Here is a 15,605-nt window from a genome sequence, read left to right on the forward strand (position 1 = left end):
TGGAAAGGTTTTTCATTGGCTACAGTCGATTTCATCAAATCCCAGCCTGGATCGAATCCCGTGGATCATCGCGACATAATTTCATCGTTGACGCAGGAAGAGCGCAACCGCCTGACCGCCAAGTCAGACATCGCGGGCCTCGTTCAGCTTGCCGCTCATTGGGGTGCGATCGTGATCATCGGATCGCTGATCGCCGCCAAGGTGCCGTTCTGGCCGCTGCTGATGCTGCCGCAAGGCATCCTCATCGTGTTCCTGTTCACGCTGCTGCACGAAACGGTTCATCGAACGGCTTTCGAAACGCAAAGGCTGAACGATGCCGTGGCACGGGTGTGCAGCCTGGCGATCGCGCTGCCGGCGGACTGGTTCCGCTACTTCCATTTCGCCCACCACCGGTTCACCCAGGACCCGCAGAACGACCCGGAACTGGCTTTCCCCAAACCGGAGACATGGCGGCAATATCTCGTCCATGTCTCCGGTATCCCGTTGTGGTGGGGGCACCTCAAGACGCTTTATGGCAATGCGATGGACCGCGGCCGGGAAAGCTACGTTCCGCCCAAAGGCTATGACAAGGTGCGCATCGAGGCGCGCGCCATGATTGCCTTTTATGCCGTGATCATTTTGCTGGCCGTTTATTTCCGGCTCTCAGTGCTTCTCTATGTCTGGATCCTGCCGGCACTGCTCGGCCAGCCGTTTCTGCGGCTCTACCTGCTGGCCGAGCACGGTCGTTGTCCGTTCGTCGCCAACATGCTGGAGAACACCAGGACCACGCTGACCAACTGGCTGGTCCGCAAGCTGGCGTGGAACATGCCGTTCCATGCCGAGCATCATGCCTATCCCGGCGTACCGTTTCATCAACTGCCGCAGTTTCATGCGCTGATCGAGCGGCATTTGAAGGTGATCGAGCCGGGCTATGTCAGCTTCCACGAAAAGTACATCGAGACGCTGCATTGATGATGGCCGACCTCAGCCGGTCTGGCTGTGCAACGCGCGGGATTTCAGCAGACGCTGGAAATCTGCCACCTTTGATGGCACGCCGATCAGATAGCCCTGCGCCTCGGTACAGCCATTGCCTCGCAGGATGTCGAGCTGCGCCTCGGTTTCGACGCCCTCGGCGGTGACTGTAATGCCAAGCTCGGCACCCAGCCCAATGACGGTGCGAACGATCGCCGCGGTGTCGCGATTGCCAAGGTCGTGGATGAACGAACGGTCGATCTTGATCTTGTCGACGGGAAAACGCCTGAGATAACCGAGCGAGGAATAGCCGGTGCCGAAATCGTCCAGTGCGATACGGATGCCGAGTCCGCGCAACTGGCGCAGTGTCCTCAGCACGGCTTCACTCTCGTCCATCAGCACGGTTTCGGTGATTTCCAGTTCCAGCCGGCCGGCGGGTACTCCGGAAAAGGCGAGAGCCGAGATGACGTTGCGGGCAAAGCTGCCGCTTTTGAGCTGCACGGCCGAGACATTGACCGCGATGCGCAGGCCGGCAGGCCAGCTTGCCGCCGCCGTGCAAGCCTTCCTCAGCGCCCACTCGCCAAGCGGCACGATCATTCCGGTTTCTTCGGCAACCGGAATGAAGTTGTCCGGCGCCACGGTGCCGCGTGTCGGCGAATGCCAGCGCATCAGGGCTTCGGCGCCGACGATCTCGCCGGATGCTATGTTCATGATGGGCTGGAAATCGAGATCGAATTCCTGGCGCGACAGCGCTGTCTCGAGGTCGATCTCGAGTGCGCGCCGTGCCTGTACCATGGCGTCCATTCCGGGTTCGAAGAAGCGATACAGGTTGCGCCCTTCGCTCTTCGCCCGATAGAGCGCCGTATCGGCGTTTTTCAGCAGCGTATCGGCGTCGCCGCCATCGTCGGGGAAAACGGCGATGCCCAGGCTGATGCCGACATGTATGTCGCGGCTCTTGTCGCGAAACGGTTTTGCGATCGCCTCGATGATACGCTTCGCCAGTTTTTCGGCATCGGCAATGCCCTTAAAATTGAACTGGATGATGACGAATTCGTCGCCGCCGAAGCGAGCGACGACGTCCGTTTCACCGCGCAGGCAACGCTGCAGCCGCTCGGCCACGCCCTTCAACAGCCAGTCGCCGGCCGGATGCCCCCAGGTGTCGTTGACCACCTTGAAGCGATCGAGATCGAGCGAGAAAATCGCCAACGGCGTGGCCGCCGCGTCCTCCAGCGCAAGGTCGAGCCGTTCGCGAAACATCGAGCGGTTGGGCAGTCCGGTCAGCATATCGTGATGCGCAAGATGGGTCATGCGCTCTTCGGTACGGCGGCGCTCGGTGACATCGTCAAAGGTCGCCACCCAACCGCCGCCGCTCATCGGCTGGCGTGTGACCAGAACCGTCCGGCCGTCGGTGAGATGCCGATATGTCGAATGCATTTTTGCCGCCACCAGGCAGGCTGCGGTTCTGACGACTTCACTGTCGACGTCGATCTTCGTATAGATGCCGAGTTCCAGCAAACGTCCGAGCGCGTCGCGGTGCGTCGTTCCAAGCGGGAAGTCCGCCGCGGTGACGTTGTAGAGTTCCAGAAAACGCCCGTTGCGCACGATCATCTTGCCGTCGGCGTCGTACATCAGCAAGCCTTGCGACATGTTGGCAAGTGCCGCGTCGAAGCGACGGTGCTGCTCCTTGAGATCCTGTTGGGCACGGCGCTGTTCGGTGATGTCCTCGTAGATCGAGACCCAGCCGCCCAGAGCCAACGGGCGATGCGAGATGTTGATGATGCGGCCATCCGACAGCGTCTCCTCGTAGGTCGAGGGTTTCGCCTGGTCGATATAGGGCTTGCGGATCGCGTAGAGTTCATCGGCGCTTTGCGAGGCGATGCCGATGTCGACGCTGTGCCGCAGGATGTCGAGGAACCGGATGCCGGGTCGTATCACCTTGTCGTCGAGACAGAAGATATTGATGTAGTTGCCGTTGCAGATGATCATCCGCTCGTCGGCGTCGAACATGCACAGGCCATGCGACATGTTCTCGACAGCGGCCGAGAAGCGTTCATTCTGCTCGCGCAGCTCGTCCTCCATATGGCGTGAGCGATTCATGCCTTCGGCCTCCCGTTCCGGGACGGCCGAACCATCCTTGGCATCAGCGACGGGCATGAGGCGCCTGCGGATCGTGATCGAACACCGCACTGTTGCCCGTTCCGGTTAATTTAGCGTTTTTTAGCCGATTGCGGGTGCCGAAACCTGATGCCGCGACTTCTCGATCGCGGAAAACCGCTTCAGAAACGCATTCTGCGCCCAGGTCACCGAGCGTGGCGTGAAATCGAAGCGGTCGGCATCGAAGCCGCGCGGGCGGCCGAAGAACTCGGTCGCCTCGGCGGTCGAAAAACCGGCAAGCAGTGTCGCCTCGAAATAGGCGGCGATCTGGTCGGCGCGCTTGATCTCCTTGCGCAGCGCAGCAGTTGGTTCCGGCGACAGCGAGAAGCGCAGATGGATGGCGCGCTGCAACCGCAACTCGCAGTCCTTGTAGCTGCCGCCCATCACCGATTTGAACGGCGAGATCATGTCGCCGATGACATATTCTGGGGCATCGTGCAGCAACGCCGCCAGCCTGGCGTCGGCCGAAGCCTCAGGCACCAGGTCGCAGAATAGCGCCTCGACCAGCAGCGAGTGCTGGGCAACCGAAAAGGCATGCTCGCCGCTGGTCTGGCCGTTCCAGCGGGCTACGCGGGCGAGCCCGTGCGCAATATCCGAAATCTCGATATCGAGCGGCGAGGGGTCGAGCAGGTCAAGCCGGCGGCCCGACAGCATGCGCTGCCAGGCGCGTGCCGGCGCGCCGACGCGGTCGGCGGCCATCAGCCCCCCTCCGTGCTGACGGCTTCCTGCGGGAAGCTAAATTTGGCCCAGGAAGGAATGGCCAGCATAACCGGCACGTCTCCCGCCAGGATCGAATGGCCCGCGTCGAGCGCCGCCTTGATCCTGTCGATGCGGGCAATGGCCAGGCCGGTCGTGCCGACGGTCGAGCCGAGCGTGCCGACCGGCCTGCCATCGACGGTTAGCTCGGTGCCCGGTGCGGGCAGGGGCCTGTCGGCCGATGCAATCAGCACGCGCCGCCTGGCTGTGCCGCGATGCTGCATGCGCGAGACGACCTCCTGGCCGACGTAGCACCCCTTCTTGAAGCCGACGCCGCCGGTTTCGTCGAGCAGCACGTCGTGGGGGAAGGCGTCTCCAAGTTGGTAGTCGCTGCCGCTTTCGGCAATGCCGCCGGCAATGCGGAAGGCTTGCCATGCGGCAAGGTCGCTCCGCTCATCTGTTTCGCCATACAAACGCGTGACGGCGCCCTTCGGAAAGCGCGTGTCGGCTGCCGCCGCTGAATCAGATTGTGAGGGTGTTGATTCATGTCCCCACGCGACGGTGACAAACGCCTGATCTGCCTTGGAAATCTCGACCTTGGCGCGCAGTTTGTAGAGCGTCAGCCGGCGTACGAAGCCGTCCGATATGTCGGCCCGGCATTCGAGCCGGAATGCATTCTCACCGTCGCGCGAGATCAGGAAATCGAACAAGATCTTGCCTTGCGGCGTCAGCAGCGCACCGGGTTTGGCTTCGCCGGGAGCCAATATGTCGAGATCGGTGGTCAGGATGTTCTGCAGAAAATGCTCGGCATCCGGGCCTGACACGGAAATGAGGGCACGGTCTTTGAGCTGGGCAAAGGGCATGGGCGGAAAAGCAGCCTGATCTTGCAAAACGGTCGGCCTTTACGTAAGCCGCTGGCACTCCCCCCGCAAGAGAGCATGGCCATGATCTACGACCTCATCCTGACAGGCGGCACCGTGGTCAACCATGACGGCGAAGGGGCTCGCGACATCGGCGTGAAGGACGGGCGCATCGCTGCCATCGGCGATCTCCGCCAGGCGTCGGCCGGCGAGACGATCGACTGCCGCGGCCTGCATATCCTGCCAGGTGTCGTCGATAGCCAGGTGCACTTTCGTGAGCCGGGACTGGAGCACAAGGAAGATTTGGAAACGGGTTCGCGCGCGGCCGTGCTTGGCGGCGTCACCGCCGTGTTCGAGATGCCCAACACCAACCCTTTGACCACCAGCGAGGCAGCGCTTGCTGACAAGGTTCGGCGCGGCACGGGTCGCATGCATTGCGATTTTGCCTTCTGGGTCGGCGGCACCCGCGAAAACGCCGGGGATGTCGGCGAGCTTGAACGGTTGCCGGGCGCGGCCGGGATCAAGGTTTTCATGGGCTCGTCGACCGGCGATCTGCTGGTGGAGGATGACGAGGGCGTCGCATCCATCCTCCGAAACACGCGCCGCCGTGCCGCCTTTCATTCGGAAGACGAATTCCGGCTGCGCGAGCGTCTGGGTGAACGCATCGAGGGCGATCCTTCATCGCACCCGGTCTGGCGCGACGAGATCGCCGCCTTGCGCTGCACCGAACGGCTGGTGCGCATCGCTCAGCAAGCTCGCGCCCGCATCCATGTCCTGCACATCTCGACGGCCGAGGAGATTTTGTTCCTCGAACAGCACAAGGATGTCGCGACCTGCGAGGCGACGCCGCATCATTTGACGCTGAGCGCTGACGACTATGCGCGGCTTGGCACGCTGATCCAGATGAACCCGCCGGTGCGCGCCGCGCGCCATCGCGACGGCGTCTGGCACGGCATTGCGCAAGGCATCGTCGACGTGCTCGGCTCCGACCACGCGCCGCACACGCTGGCCGAGAAGGCCAAGCCCTATCCGGCCTCGCCGTCGGGGATGACCGGCGTGCAGACGCTGGTGCCGATCATGCTCGACCACGTCAATGCCGGCCGGCTTACGCTGCAACGTTTTGTCGACCTGTCCAGCCACGGCCCGCAACGCATCTTCGGCATGGCCAGAAAAGGCCGCATCGCCGCCGGCTACGACGCCGACTTTACCATTGTCGATATGAAACGGCGCCAGACCATCACCAATGCGCAGGCCGGCTCGAAAGCCGGCTGGACGCCCTATGACAGCAAGGAAGTGACCGGCTGGCCGGTTGGCACGGTTGTACGCGGCCGCCGCGTGATGTGGGAAGGCGAGATCGTCACGCCGAGCCAGGGCAGGGCGGTGGAGTTTTCCGAGGCTTTGGCGGGGTAGCTGTTGCCACGGCGTTGGATTTTTTAAGGACAATCCATTAAGTTAATTGGGATATGAACGCCGATATCGCGCCCATGATTGTCCCTGCTGAGTTCCCGGAACTCCAAGCGCTTGCTTGGAACCGCGATGCTGCACGCCCGATCCCCGCCGAGGAGGCATTTGCGCTATACGAGCGGAATTGGCGTTTTGTTGATCAAAAGCGCCTTACGACGCGTGAAAAGCTGCTTATCCAGGCTCTGGCAGACAAGTTCGGTCATGGCATCCTTTTGACCACTGTCTGAAGTTCCTTTCGCTCTTCTGATCCTTACCTCGCAGCTGGAACATCAACAGGACACACGGCGAGCGGTAATCATGACGAAATTCAAGAAGCTTGAACATCGGATCATTGCCGAAGCCCTCGAGTTGATGGATCACCGTTTCCTGACCGCAAACCAGTGTTGGTTCGGCGGCGGAACGGCGATTGTCATGAAATTCGGTGAATACCGGCGGTCGCTGGATGTAGACTTTCTGTGTGCTGACGCCGACGGCTATCGCGAGCTGCGGACCTGTGCGACCGAACATGGCGTCAAGGCGTTCTTTCCCGACCCTGTTGAGGCCGTTCGGGATTTCCAGATCGACCAATATGGATTGAGGACGGTTGTCCGATTGAAGGGGCAAACGATCAGATTCGAGATTATCCGAGAGGGCCGCATCAAACTGCAGGGCCATTTCGACCACGATCTGAATGTATCTACCCTTGTTTCCGCAGATATGTTCGCCGAGAAGTTGCTGGCCAATGCCGATCGATGCCAGGACCGCGCAACCGCATATCGTGATGCTATCGATCTTGGAATGTTGATTGGCGCCTATGGCGAAATCCCGATCGAGGCGCGCGGCAAGGCGCAAACCGCTTACGGGCCAGACATTCAGCACAAGGTCGCATGGGTGGTGAACAAGCTTCAGGACAAGGACGAGCTACGCAACGCAGCCGACATCCTGCAGATGGACGCCGGCGTGGCAGCCGATGCCATTTCGCTTCTTCGAGAGGAGGGCGCTCGCAAATGGCCGGATGCCGGAATCGACGAGGGACCCCGTCGATAGCTGGCGGAGTTCAATCGCCGGCGACGAAGAAGGTCCACTGCCCAGTGGGCGTGATGCCGACACGGTAGAAGATATAGGCGCCGAACTGCTTCATGTCATTGAAATCACCGGCGGTGACGATCTTGAACAGTTCGACCCGTTGCTTGGCGTCCAGCTTGTCCAGAGGCAAGGCGAAGAAATACGGCCACACATAGAGCTCTTGTGGTGTGCCGGCATCGAGGTGGACGTAGCCGGCATTGAGCACCTCCTCCAGGATGGCCAGGATCTCCTGGCCGTCCGGATCACCGGAGAGACCCTTGAGGAAGGCGATGGCGTCGCCGTTTATGTCGGTCAGCGATATCTGCGTCATGCTGTCGCCCTTCCCGATCAAAGGCCGCAGCTTTTCGATGTCGCCGCCCTTGCAGGCTTCGACGATCAGATCGTGCATGCGCCGTACCGGTTCCGGCAGCTTGCCGAGATCGTAGACAACCTCGGGTACCGGCGTGTCAGGATCGACGCGCGGTCTGGTCACGCCGCCATCGGCCGGACTGTCCGGCTCGGCTTCAGGAGCAGCCGGCTGGCTGGCCGGAGGCGGCGTTCCGACCGGGTTGGGCATTGGTACGGTGCTTCCCGGGGGTGACATGCCGTCGTCCGATGGCGGCGTGACTGTTGGGGGGAGCTCTTCGCGCTTGATCTCGCTCAGCGCATAGGCGGGACTGGTCGCGAGACACACAACCAGGAGAATCGCGGCGCAGCAGGCAGCGAAGCAGATGCGAAGGGCCAAGCCACGCGGCTTGCCTGACATCGAAAAACTCACTGCCCGTTTCTCCCTGCTTCCGGGCATGACGCCCGAGCGGCATTTTGCCGTCAAAGAACCGGACGTCGGTTCAGTGCCGCAGCCGTTCAGGTTCGAAGGCGCCAGCAATTACCTTTTCACGCATACGGTCGAGCAGGGCAAGGGCCGAGGTCTCGCCATTGGCACGCAACATCTCGCCGAAGGCGGTTTCGAGCGCTGCTTCGGCAATGATTTCGGGCTCTATGCCGGCGGAGAGACCTTCCGCCCAGGCCTCGCTGTGGCTTTCCACGGCGGTCAGGCGTTTTTCTTCCCTGACCAGCGCGTCGATGTCGTTGACACCATGTTCCATAAGCGAATGTCCACCCTTTCAAGCAGCGATCCGTCGACGTGGATCAGGCCTGATCTGTTCATTTCACACGCAGGGACAATTAAGTATTTGTAAATACGACATTTTTTTGATCGTCGTTTACAAAGCCCGATTGCCTTGTGCGAAGCTGCGTTCAGCTCGAGTCAAACTTAGCCGATTGGGGCGGCCTGCGGGGCGAAAACCTTCAGTTTGAGTTAATTCCGCTTTCGCGCGGTAAGGTTTCGTTAATACTGTTGCAGAAGTGCAACATGAGGATTGCACCAAGATATCGCCTGGCACAAGCCGGATGTAGCAGTCGTCGCCAGCAACGGTCCTGATAGTTGTTGACGAGCAGCCGGAATGCTAGTTTCCGTAACGCGAGGCGATGTCGCGCGACAGCGTCTCGCCTTCCTTCATGTAACGGCTGATGGCTTCGGTCGCAGAGGGGGTGCACTGCGTATAGGTGCCGCCGAACGAGCGGTAGCCACGATTGAAGCTGGCGATGAAGCGGGCGCGCCGCTCGGTGTCCGGATTTTCCGAATCAAGCAGCTTCTGCATCTCGACACGCCACTGGTCGCCCTTCTCTCCGCACAAATTGCGCAGGAAATGCAGCGACCCCAGAACCTCCGCCAATCGCATCAGCCCCGGCTCGAACGGCGACCCGGCGCTGAGCGCGGGCCGTATCGAAACGGCCGCGCTGACGGCAAGAGATATGGCGAGGAGCAGGGACGGACGATTCATAAGCCTTCTCTATCCAACGGCGAAAGCCGTTGTGGTCTACCTACCGGCGTCAGCCGTTGTGGTCTGCCGAACGGCATAAGCCGTTCTGGCTCTGCCAACAGCATAAGTCTTTGTGGCGAAACAATTTGTCGCCCGCAAGGCGATTTTCAGGGCTGCGGCCCGGCGTCTTCACCGGGCTTCAACAAGTCTTCGGCCACGGCGAACACGGAGCCTGCGAGCGGCAGTGCCACCATCTCACTGAGCGTATAGAAGGCGGCCGTCTCGGCGTCGTCGCTGGCCACCGCCTCGCCGCCGGCATAGGCGGCTCCGAAGACCGTGAGGCGATAATCGACGGGGTGGCTGTCGTCCCTGCCGTCGATGTGGATTTCCCGCAGCGGGCGATAATCGGTGGCGCGTAAACCGGTTTCTTCCAGAAGTTCGCGCTCTGCCGCTGCCTCCAGCGTCTCACCGGGTTCGACCTTGCCGCCCGGGAAGGCATAGAGCCCTTGCGAGGGTTGCCAGGCTCGCTTGACCAGAAGCACGGTGTCTGCCCGCACGACGGCGACCGAGACTGCCGGAAGTGTCTTGCGCGCTTCGTTCATGGGTTCCCGATCAGGCGTGAAGGCAGGTCTGTTGTGGACCGCCCAGCATGGGCAAGCTTTAGCGGTTGCGCAACGCCGGTTCCATCGCCACTTTCAAACCGAACCATTCGAAGGGCACCAATCGACCATGTGCGGACGTTTTGCCTTGACCGCGACGCCGGACCAGACTGCCGCCCTGCTGGGCTTGGCCGAACTGGAGGATTTCCCGGCGCGCTACAACATCGCGCCGACGCAGCCGATTCTGACGGCGATCGCCGGCCCCCCGCGGGCTCCGGGCTCGAACCTGCCGGACCGGCAGCCGATGCTGGTACGCTGGGGGCTGATCCCGACCTGGGTGAAGGACACCAGGGAGTTTCCACTGCTGTTCAACGCGCGCTCGGAGGGCGCCGCCGAAAAGGCCTCGTTCAAGGCCGCCATGCGCCATCGCCGTGCTTTGGTGCCGGCCTCCGGCTTTTACGAATGGCGGCAAACCGGTGGCAAGAAAGGGCAACCCTACTGGATACGCCCAAGGCATGGCGGGTTGGTCGCCTTCGCCGGCCTGATCGAGACCTATGCCGAGCCGGGCGGTTCGGAAATGGACACCGGAGCCATCCTGACTATCAACGCCAATGCCGACATCGCCCATATCCACGACCGCATGCCGGTGGTGATCGATCCCAGGGATTTCGCTCGTTGGCTGGATTGCCGCACGCTAGAGCCGCGCGATGTCGCCGACCTGTTACGGCCGGCACAGCTCGATTTCTTCGAGGCAATTCCGGTCTCCGACCTCGTCAACAAGGTCGCCAACACCGGGCCGGAGATACAGGAGCGGGGCGAGATCGGGCCGGAGCCCGAGAAGGTCAAGCGCCAGAAACCCGGCGCGGACGACAGTCAGATGACGTTGTTCTAGCTCAGCTGTTCTTCAAAGGCGCATGTCAGCGCCCTCATGCCAGGCGCCTTTGGCGCCGGCCGCATGCCGCTTCAGGCGGCGCGGGGCGATACGATCTTCTGTGCCGGCTTCTTCTTCTTCGCGGTGTGGAGAAGGGCGGCGACGATCGCGGCCGGACCGATTGCGCGATAGTGGTTGGCCAGCGCCGGTTGCTTGGCGCGGTTGGATTCCTGCTTGCTTCGGGGCATGTCTCTCTTCCCAGGTAACATTTTCGTGTCTGCGTTTGATGGCCGATTCTGACCAAATCGTGACGCCTGCTGATCTAGCCGACGAATGTTTCATGACTGTGCCGACATGTTTAATAAAATGTTTCAGTGCATCATTACCTGTGATCCAGCGACGTTTTTGCCGAAACTTGCGACTTGACGGCAACACAAGCCAAGGCGATAAAGCCGCCCATGAAAACGTCTTTCGCCATTTGTGGCATTTGCATTATTGGCTAGCCTCGCGCTGGTCCGGACGTTTTCGCCTCATCTTTCCCCAGATTGGACAAACGCCCCGGCCAGCAGGCTGGAGCCTGATTTGCGTCTCGCGCAGGGCTGGCTCCATTCAAATAGAGTTCTGAATCGGGAAGGCACGAATGTCTGACGCATCGCAGGGCCTGCGCCTCTACAACACGCTGACGCGGACGAAAGAGGATTTCGTCCCGATCGATCCAGACAATGTGCGCATGTATGTCTGCGGCCCGACCGTCTACGACTTTGCCCATATCGGCAATGCCAGGCCGGTGATCGTCTTCGACGTGCTGTTCCGTTTGTTGCGCCATCGCTATGGGCAGACGCACGTCACCTATGTGCGCAACATCACCGACGTCGACGACAAGATCAACGCCCGCGCGCTGCGTGATTTCGGCGGCGAGATCGCTTCCGGCACGCTCTCGCTCAACGAGGCGATCAGGCGGGTCACCGAAAAGACCGCCGATCAGTTCCACAGGGATGTGGCGGTTCTCGGCTGCCTGGAGCCGACGGTCGAGCCGCGCGCCACCGAATTCGTCGAGCCCCGCGCCGACGGCAAGGTCGACATGATCACCTTGATTCAAAGCCTGATCGAACGCGGCCATGCCTATGTTGCCGCGGGCGAAGTCCTGTTCGACACGGCGTCGATGCCCGACTACGGCCAGTTGTCGAAGCGCAATCTCGACGAGCAACAGGCTGGTGCCCGCGTCGCTGTCGATGCGCACAAGAAAAATCCTGGTGATTTTGTCCTCTGGAAGCTGTCGTCACCGGAGGAGCCGGGCTGGAACAGCCCATGGGGCAGGGGTCGGCCGGGCTGGCACATCGAATGCTCGGCGATGTCGGCCGCCTATCTCGGCGAAGTGTTCGACATCCATGGCGGCGGCCTCGACCTGATCTTTCCGCACCATGAGAACGAGATCGCCCAGTCGCGCTGCGCCCACGGCACGGACGTGATGGCCAACATCTGGATGCACAACGGCTTCCTGCAGGTCGAAGGGCAGAAAATGTCAAAGAGCCTCGGCAATTTCTTGACGATAGATCAGATTCTGAGTTCGGAACTACGCTTTGCGATGTTCGAACTCGAAACTTCCATGGCGCAACAGGAGGTGGTTCGTAGATGGAATGGGCTGGGTATGAGACTTGCTATGCTCCAGACCCACTACCGAAGCCCAATTGATTGGACGTCATCGCGTTTTGAGCTCGCACGTACAGAAGTCATAGAATGGCACGAAAAGCTGAAAGAGATCAGTTTCCGGCCAGGCCTCGGCTACGACAATGTGCCTGAAGTAGTGCAGGCGCTAGCGGACGACTTGAATTTGTCTGAGGCACTCGCCCTAGTTAGACAATTCGCAAGAGGCAGCCAACATCGGCAACTGGGGGAGGCGTTAGAGCTAATTGGGCTCTTCGACGCCGACTTAATGGGGCGCTATGATCTTTTGGTGTCACAACTTGACGCTCCCATCAATCGCCGAGTCGAGGAACGCTTGGCATTCATCGCCGCCAAGAACTGGGCCGAGGCCGACCGCATCCGCGACGAACTGCTGGCGCAAGGTATACAGTTGAAGGACGGCAAGGATCCGGTCACCGGGGAGCGTGTGACGACGTGGGAGGTCAAGCGGTGAGGTTGGCGCGAAACACCTTTGCAAGATTGGCGAAGGCGCTAGAGACAGCCGATCTCCCCCCTTGCGGGGGAGATGTCCGGCAGGACAGAGGGGGGTGTGAAGGAACGCCAACCTTGCAAATAGTCTCACCGGAAACCATCCGAAGATCGTGGCTGCGATTGGTTGAGAGGTCGGCGGGACAGCACCCCCCTCTGCCCTGCCGGGCATCTCCCCCGCAAGGGGGGAGATCGGCAACTTTGCCAACCTTCTCGTACGAAGGTGCCTGATGGGTCACGACCTCGTCTCACCACGCCAGCGCAAGAACGCAAAATCCATGCGTCGTATGATGACCGACGCCGAGTTGAAGCTCTGGAACGAGCTTCGCGCGCATCGGCTAATGGGCTTAAGCTTTCGCCGGCAGGTGCCAATCGGCCCATACATTGTTGATTTTGGCTGCTCGGACAAAAAGCTGATCATTGAAGTTGATGGCAGCCAGCATGCAGACACCGAGCACGTCGAGCGCGATGCAGAACGAAGCGCCTATCTGAAGGCGAGCGGCTGGACCATCCTGCGCTTCTGGAACGACGACGTCATTCGCGATATCGACAATGTCTGCCAGCATATCGTGATCGTGGCCGGTTTGGCTGACGCGGCGAGGCCGGCACGTGAACCAGCAAGGGAGGCAATTTCATGATCGATCATCTCGGCATCACCGTTGCCGATTTCGACGCTTCGAAGGCTTTCTATGACAAGGCGATGGCGCCGCTGGGTGCCGCGCTGCTTTACATGGTGCCGCTGGAATATACCGGCGGCGCCAAGGTCGGTGGCTATGGCCGTGACCGGCCGGTGTTCTGGCTGAGTTCGGGCAAGGACAAGCCCAGGGATCACCAGCACGTTGCCTTCACCGCGCGCAGCCGCGCCGAGGTCGATGCCTTTTATGCTGCGGCGCTTGCCGCCGGCGGCAAAGACAATGGCGGGCCGGGCCTGCGCCCGCACTATCACCCGGACTATTACGCCGCCTTCGTCTTCGATCCCGACGGCAACAATGTCGAGGCCGTCTGCCATGCCCCGGAGTGACCAGCGATGAGCCTCGACAACCGGCCCGTCTACACCGGCGGCTGCCAGTGCGGCGCAGTGCGCTTTCGTGTCGAAGGCGCGCTCGGCGACGCCTCGATCTGCCATTGCCGCATGTGCCAGAAGGCGTTCGGCGCATTCTACGCGCCGCTGGTGTCGGTGCGCGGCGCCAGGCTCGACTGGACGCGTGGTGAGCCGAAATACTTCCGCTCGTCCAACCATGTCGATCGCGGCTTCTGCCCGGATTGCGGCACGCCGCTGACCTTCACTGCGCCGGATGGTGTCGGCCTCGCGATCGGTGCGTTCGACAATCCGGCGGAGATCGTGCCGCTGATCCAGTGGGGCACGGAGGCAAAACTTCCCTACGTCGACACCATTCCGCAATTGCCGGGCGAGGAGACGATGGCCGACATGTCGTCGGCCTCCTATCTGGCCGATCTCGTCTCCTACCAGCATCCGGACCACGACACCGAACAATGGCCGCCAAAGGAAAAATCATGACCGATCAGGTAAGAACCGGCGGCTGCCAGTGTGGCGCCGTGCGCTTCCGCATTCATGGGGCGCTCGGCCGTCCATCCATCTGCCATTGCCGCATGTGCCAGAAACAGTTCGGCTCGTTCTTCGGTGCGCTGGTCACGGTGCCCAGGGACGGCGTCGAGTGGACCCATGAAGAGCCGAGCTATTTCCAGTCGTCTGTCAACATCGATCGTGGTTTCTGCGCCCGCTGTGGGACGCCGCTGACCTACCGGCAGCCCGGAGGACTTGAGATCGCTATCGGGGCCTTCGACGACCGCTCCGATCTCGCCCCACAGATCCAGGTCAACTACGCCGCGCGGTTGCCCTGGGTGGAGACGATCTTCGATCAGCCCGTCCACCAGGATCCCGACTACTATAACAGGCAGGAATCCATCATCTCCTTCCAGCACCCTGACCACGAAACAGCGGACTGGCCGACCAAAGGTTTGCAACTATGAGCAGTCAATTGCGTACGCTCTATCCCGAGATCGAGGCGTTCGATTCCGGCATGCTCGATGTCGGCGACGGCCATCAGGTCTATTGGGAACGCTCCGGCACCAAAGGCGCCAAACCGGCGGTGTTTCTGCATGGCGGGCCGGGCGGCACCATTTCGCCAAAACACCGGCGGCTGTTCGACCCGAAGCTCTACGACGTCATCCTGTTCGATCAGCGCGGCTGCGGAAAATCGACGCCCAATGCCTCGCTCGAAGCCAACACCACCTGGCACCTGGTCGCCGACATCGAACGCCTGCGCGAAATGGCCGGCTTCGACCAATGGCTGGTATTCGGCGGCTCCTGGGGCTCCACGCTGGCGCTCGCCTATGCCGAGACGCATCCTGAGCGCGTCAGTGAGCTGGTGGTGCGTGGCATCTACACGCTGACGCGTGCGGAACTCGAATGGTACTATCAGTTCGGCGTCTCGGAAATGTTTCCGGACAAATGGGAGCGGTTCCTGGCGCCAATCCCGGAGGCCGAGCGCGGCGACATGATGGCCGCCTACCGCAAGCGGCTGGTCGGCACGGATCGCAAGGCGCAGATCGAGGCCGCTCGCGCCTGGAGCCTGTGGGAAGGCGAGACGATCACGCTTTTGCCTGAGCCCGAAACCAGCGGACCTTTCGGGCAGGACGACTATGCCATCGCCTTTGCCCGCATCGAGAACCACTATTTCGTCCATGCCGGCTGGCTTGAGGAAAGGCAGCTGCTGCGCGACGCGCACAAGCTGAGTGACATTCCCGGCACCATCGTCCATGGCCGCTACGACATGCCGTGCCCGGCGCGCTATGCCTGGGCGCTGCACAAGGCTTGGCCAAAGGCGGATTTCCACCTGATCGAGGGTGCCGGCCACGCCTATTCGGAGCCGGGGATTTTGGACCGGCTGATCCGCGCGACGGATGGATTTGCGGGGAAACAATGATGCCAAGTCCCACCCCCCTCTGT

General features: G+C 61.4%; 18 protein-coding genes and 2 pseudogenes. 12 read left to right on the forward strand and 8 right to left on the reverse strand.

What is annotated here, in order from left to right; translation table 11 throughout:
- The first annotated feature begins 60 nt into the window (after positions 1-60).
- Positions 61-951 (forward strand): fatty acid desaturase family protein, encoded by an 891-nt coding sequence (locus tag ACFOJ9_RS10920; RefSeq protein WP_378978883.1) that lies wholly within the window; start codon positions 61-63, stop codon positions 949-951.
- A 12-nt stretch (positions 952-963) separates the two neighbouring features.
- Here ACFOJ9_RS10920 and ACFOJ9_RS10925 read toward each other — a convergent pair whose 3' ends face one another.
- The 3 genes from ACFOJ9_RS10925 to ygfZ all read right to left on the reverse strand — a co-directional run bounded on the left by ACFOJ9_RS10925 (position 964) and on the right by ygfZ (position 4,664).
- Positions 964-3,105, reverse strand: a complete 2,142-nt coding sequence (locus tag ACFOJ9_RS10925; RefSeq protein WP_378978884.1) for a putative bifunctional diguanylate cyclase/phosphodiesterase — start codon at positions 3,103-3,105, stop codon at positions 964-966.
- 63 nt (positions 3,106-3,168) lie between these two features.
- Positions 3,169-3,804 carry a hydrolase gene (locus ACFOJ9_RS10930; protein ID WP_378978885.1) on the reverse strand — a complete coding sequence of 212 codons (636 nt, stop codon included), beginning with the start codon at positions 3,802-3,804 and terminating at the stop codon, positions 3,169-3,171.
- Positions 3,804-4,664, reverse strand: a complete 861-nt coding sequence (gene ygfZ, locus ACFOJ9_RS10935) for a CAF17-like 4Fe-4S cluster assembly/insertion protein YgfZ (RefSeq protein WP_378978886.1) — start codon at positions 4,662-4,664, stop codon at positions 3,804-3,806. Before ygfZ ends, ACFOJ9_RS10930 begins: the two co-directional genes overlap by 1 nt.
- Before the next feature lie 75 nt (positions 4,665-4,739).
- Between ygfZ and ACFOJ9_RS10940 the strand changes: the two genes are divergently transcribed.
- The 3 genes from ACFOJ9_RS10940 to ACFOJ9_RS10950 all read left to right on the forward strand — a co-directional run bounded on the left by ACFOJ9_RS10940 (position 4,740) and on the right by ACFOJ9_RS10950 (position 7,151).
- Positions 4,740-6,071 carry a dihydroorotase gene (locus ACFOJ9_RS10940; RefSeq protein WP_378978887.1) on the forward strand — a complete coding sequence of 444 codons (1,332 nt, stop codon included), beginning with the start codon at positions 4,740-4,742 and terminating at the stop codon, positions 6,069-6,071.
- 53 nt (positions 6,072-6,124) lie between these two features.
- The gene (locus tag ACFOJ9_RS10945) at positions 6,125-6,352 is read left to right on the forward strand and encodes a hypothetical protein (protein WP_378978888.1); all 228 of its coding nucleotides are present in this window, start codon (positions 6,125-6,127) and stop codon (positions 6,350-6,352) included.
- Positions 6,353-6,422: 70 nt separating this feature from the next.
- Positions 6,423-7,151 (forward strand): nucleotidyl transferase AbiEii/AbiGii toxin family protein, encoded by a 729-nt coding sequence (locus tag ACFOJ9_RS10950; protein WP_378978889.1) that lies wholly within the window; start codon positions 6,423-6,425, stop codon positions 7,149-7,151.
- Positions 7,152-7,161: 10 nt separating this feature from the next.
- Here ACFOJ9_RS10950 and ACFOJ9_RS10955 read toward each other — a convergent pair whose 3' ends face one another.
- The 4 genes from ACFOJ9_RS10955 to ACFOJ9_RS10970 form a co-directional block, all read right to left on the reverse strand.
- On the reverse strand, positions 7,162-7,947 hold the full coding sequence (locus ACFOJ9_RS10955) for a hypothetical protein (RefSeq protein WP_378978890.1): 786 nt from the start codon (positions 7,945-7,947) through the stop codon (positions 7,162-7,164).
- A gap of 70 nt (positions 7,948-8,017) precedes the next feature.
- Complete coding sequence (locus ACFOJ9_RS10960) at positions 8,018-8,275, reverse strand: hypothetical protein (protein WP_008874920.1); 258 nt, start codon at positions 8,273-8,275, stop codon at positions 8,018-8,020.
- A gap of 360 nt (positions 8,276-8,635) precedes the next feature.
- The gene (locus tag ACFOJ9_RS10965) at positions 8,636-9,013 is read right to left on the reverse strand and encodes a TIGR02301 family protein (RefSeq protein ID WP_378978891.1); all 378 of its coding nucleotides are present in this window, start codon (positions 9,011-9,013) and stop codon (positions 8,636-8,638) included.
- A 146-nt stretch (positions 9,014-9,159) separates the two neighbouring features.
- Positions 9,160-9,594, reverse strand: a complete 435-nt coding sequence (locus ACFOJ9_RS10970; protein ID WP_378978892.1) for an NUDIX hydrolase — start codon at positions 9,592-9,594, stop codon at positions 9,160-9,162.
- Positions 9,595-9,721: 127 nt separating this feature from the next.
- Between ACFOJ9_RS10970 and ACFOJ9_RS10975 the strand changes: the two genes are divergently transcribed.
- The gene (locus tag ACFOJ9_RS10975; protein ID WP_378978893.1) at positions 9,722-10,483 is read left to right on the forward strand and encodes an SOS response-associated peptidase; all 762 of its coding nucleotides are present in this window, start codon (positions 9,722-9,724) and stop codon (positions 10,481-10,483) included.
- Positions 10,484-10,554: 71 nt separating this feature from the next.
- Here the strand turns inward: ACFOJ9_RS10975 and ACFOJ9_RS10980 are convergent, their stop codons facing one another.
- Complete coding sequence (locus tag ACFOJ9_RS10980) at positions 10,555-10,710, reverse strand: hypothetical protein (protein ID WP_109662740.1); 156 nt, start codon at positions 10,708-10,710, stop codon at positions 10,555-10,557.
- 392 nt (positions 10,711-11,102) lie between these two features.
- On the opposite strand from ACFOJ9_RS10980, the pseudogene cysS reads away from it, so the two are divergent.
- The 7 genes and pseudogenes from cysS to pip form a co-directional block, all read left to right on the forward strand.
- Positions 11,103-12,159: pseudogene (gene cysS, locus ACFOJ9_RS10985) on the forward strand (cysteine--tRNA ligase); the annotation flags it as partial.
- Positions 12,160-12,455: 296 nt separating this feature from the next.
- Positions 12,456-12,599, forward strand: a pseudogene (locus ACFOJ9_RS38840) (cysteine--tRNA ligase); the annotation flags it as partial.
- A gap of 265 nt (positions 12,600-12,864) precedes the next feature.
- The gene (locus tag ACFOJ9_RS10990; protein WP_378978895.1) at positions 12,865-13,272 is read left to right on the forward strand and encodes an endonuclease domain-containing protein; all 408 of its coding nucleotides are present in this window, start codon (positions 12,865-12,867) and stop codon (positions 13,270-13,272) included.
- Positions 13,269-13,655 (forward strand): VOC family protein, encoded by a 387-nt coding sequence (locus ACFOJ9_RS10995; protein WP_378978896.1) that lies wholly within the window; start codon positions 13,269-13,271, stop codon positions 13,653-13,655. The genes ACFOJ9_RS10990 and ACFOJ9_RS10995 overlap by 4 nt, the downstream gene beginning before the upstream one ends.
- A 6-nt stretch (positions 13,656-13,661) precedes the next feature.
- Complete coding sequence (locus ACFOJ9_RS11000) at positions 13,662-14,153, forward strand: GFA family protein (RefSeq protein ID WP_378978897.1); 492 nt, start codon at positions 13,662-13,664, stop codon at positions 14,151-14,153.
- Complete coding sequence (locus tag ACFOJ9_RS11005; RefSeq protein WP_027038010.1) at positions 14,150-14,626, forward strand: GFA family protein; 477 nt, start codon at positions 14,150-14,152, stop codon at positions 14,624-14,626. Before ACFOJ9_RS11000 ends, ACFOJ9_RS11005 begins: the two co-directional genes overlap by 4 nt.
- Positions 14,623-15,582, forward strand: a complete 960-nt coding sequence (gene pip / locus ACFOJ9_RS11010; RefSeq protein WP_378978898.1) for a prolyl aminopeptidase — start codon at positions 14,623-14,625, stop codon at positions 15,580-15,582. Before ACFOJ9_RS11005 ends, pip begins: the two co-directional genes overlap by 4 nt.
- Positions 15,583-15,605 lie beyond the last annotated feature (23 nt).

This window comes from Mesorhizobium cantuariense, assembly GCF_042647205.1.
GTDB classification, from domain to species: domain Bacteria; phylum Pseudomonadota; class Alphaproteobacteria; order Rhizobiales; family Rhizobiaceae; genus Mesorhizobium; species Mesorhizobium cantuariense.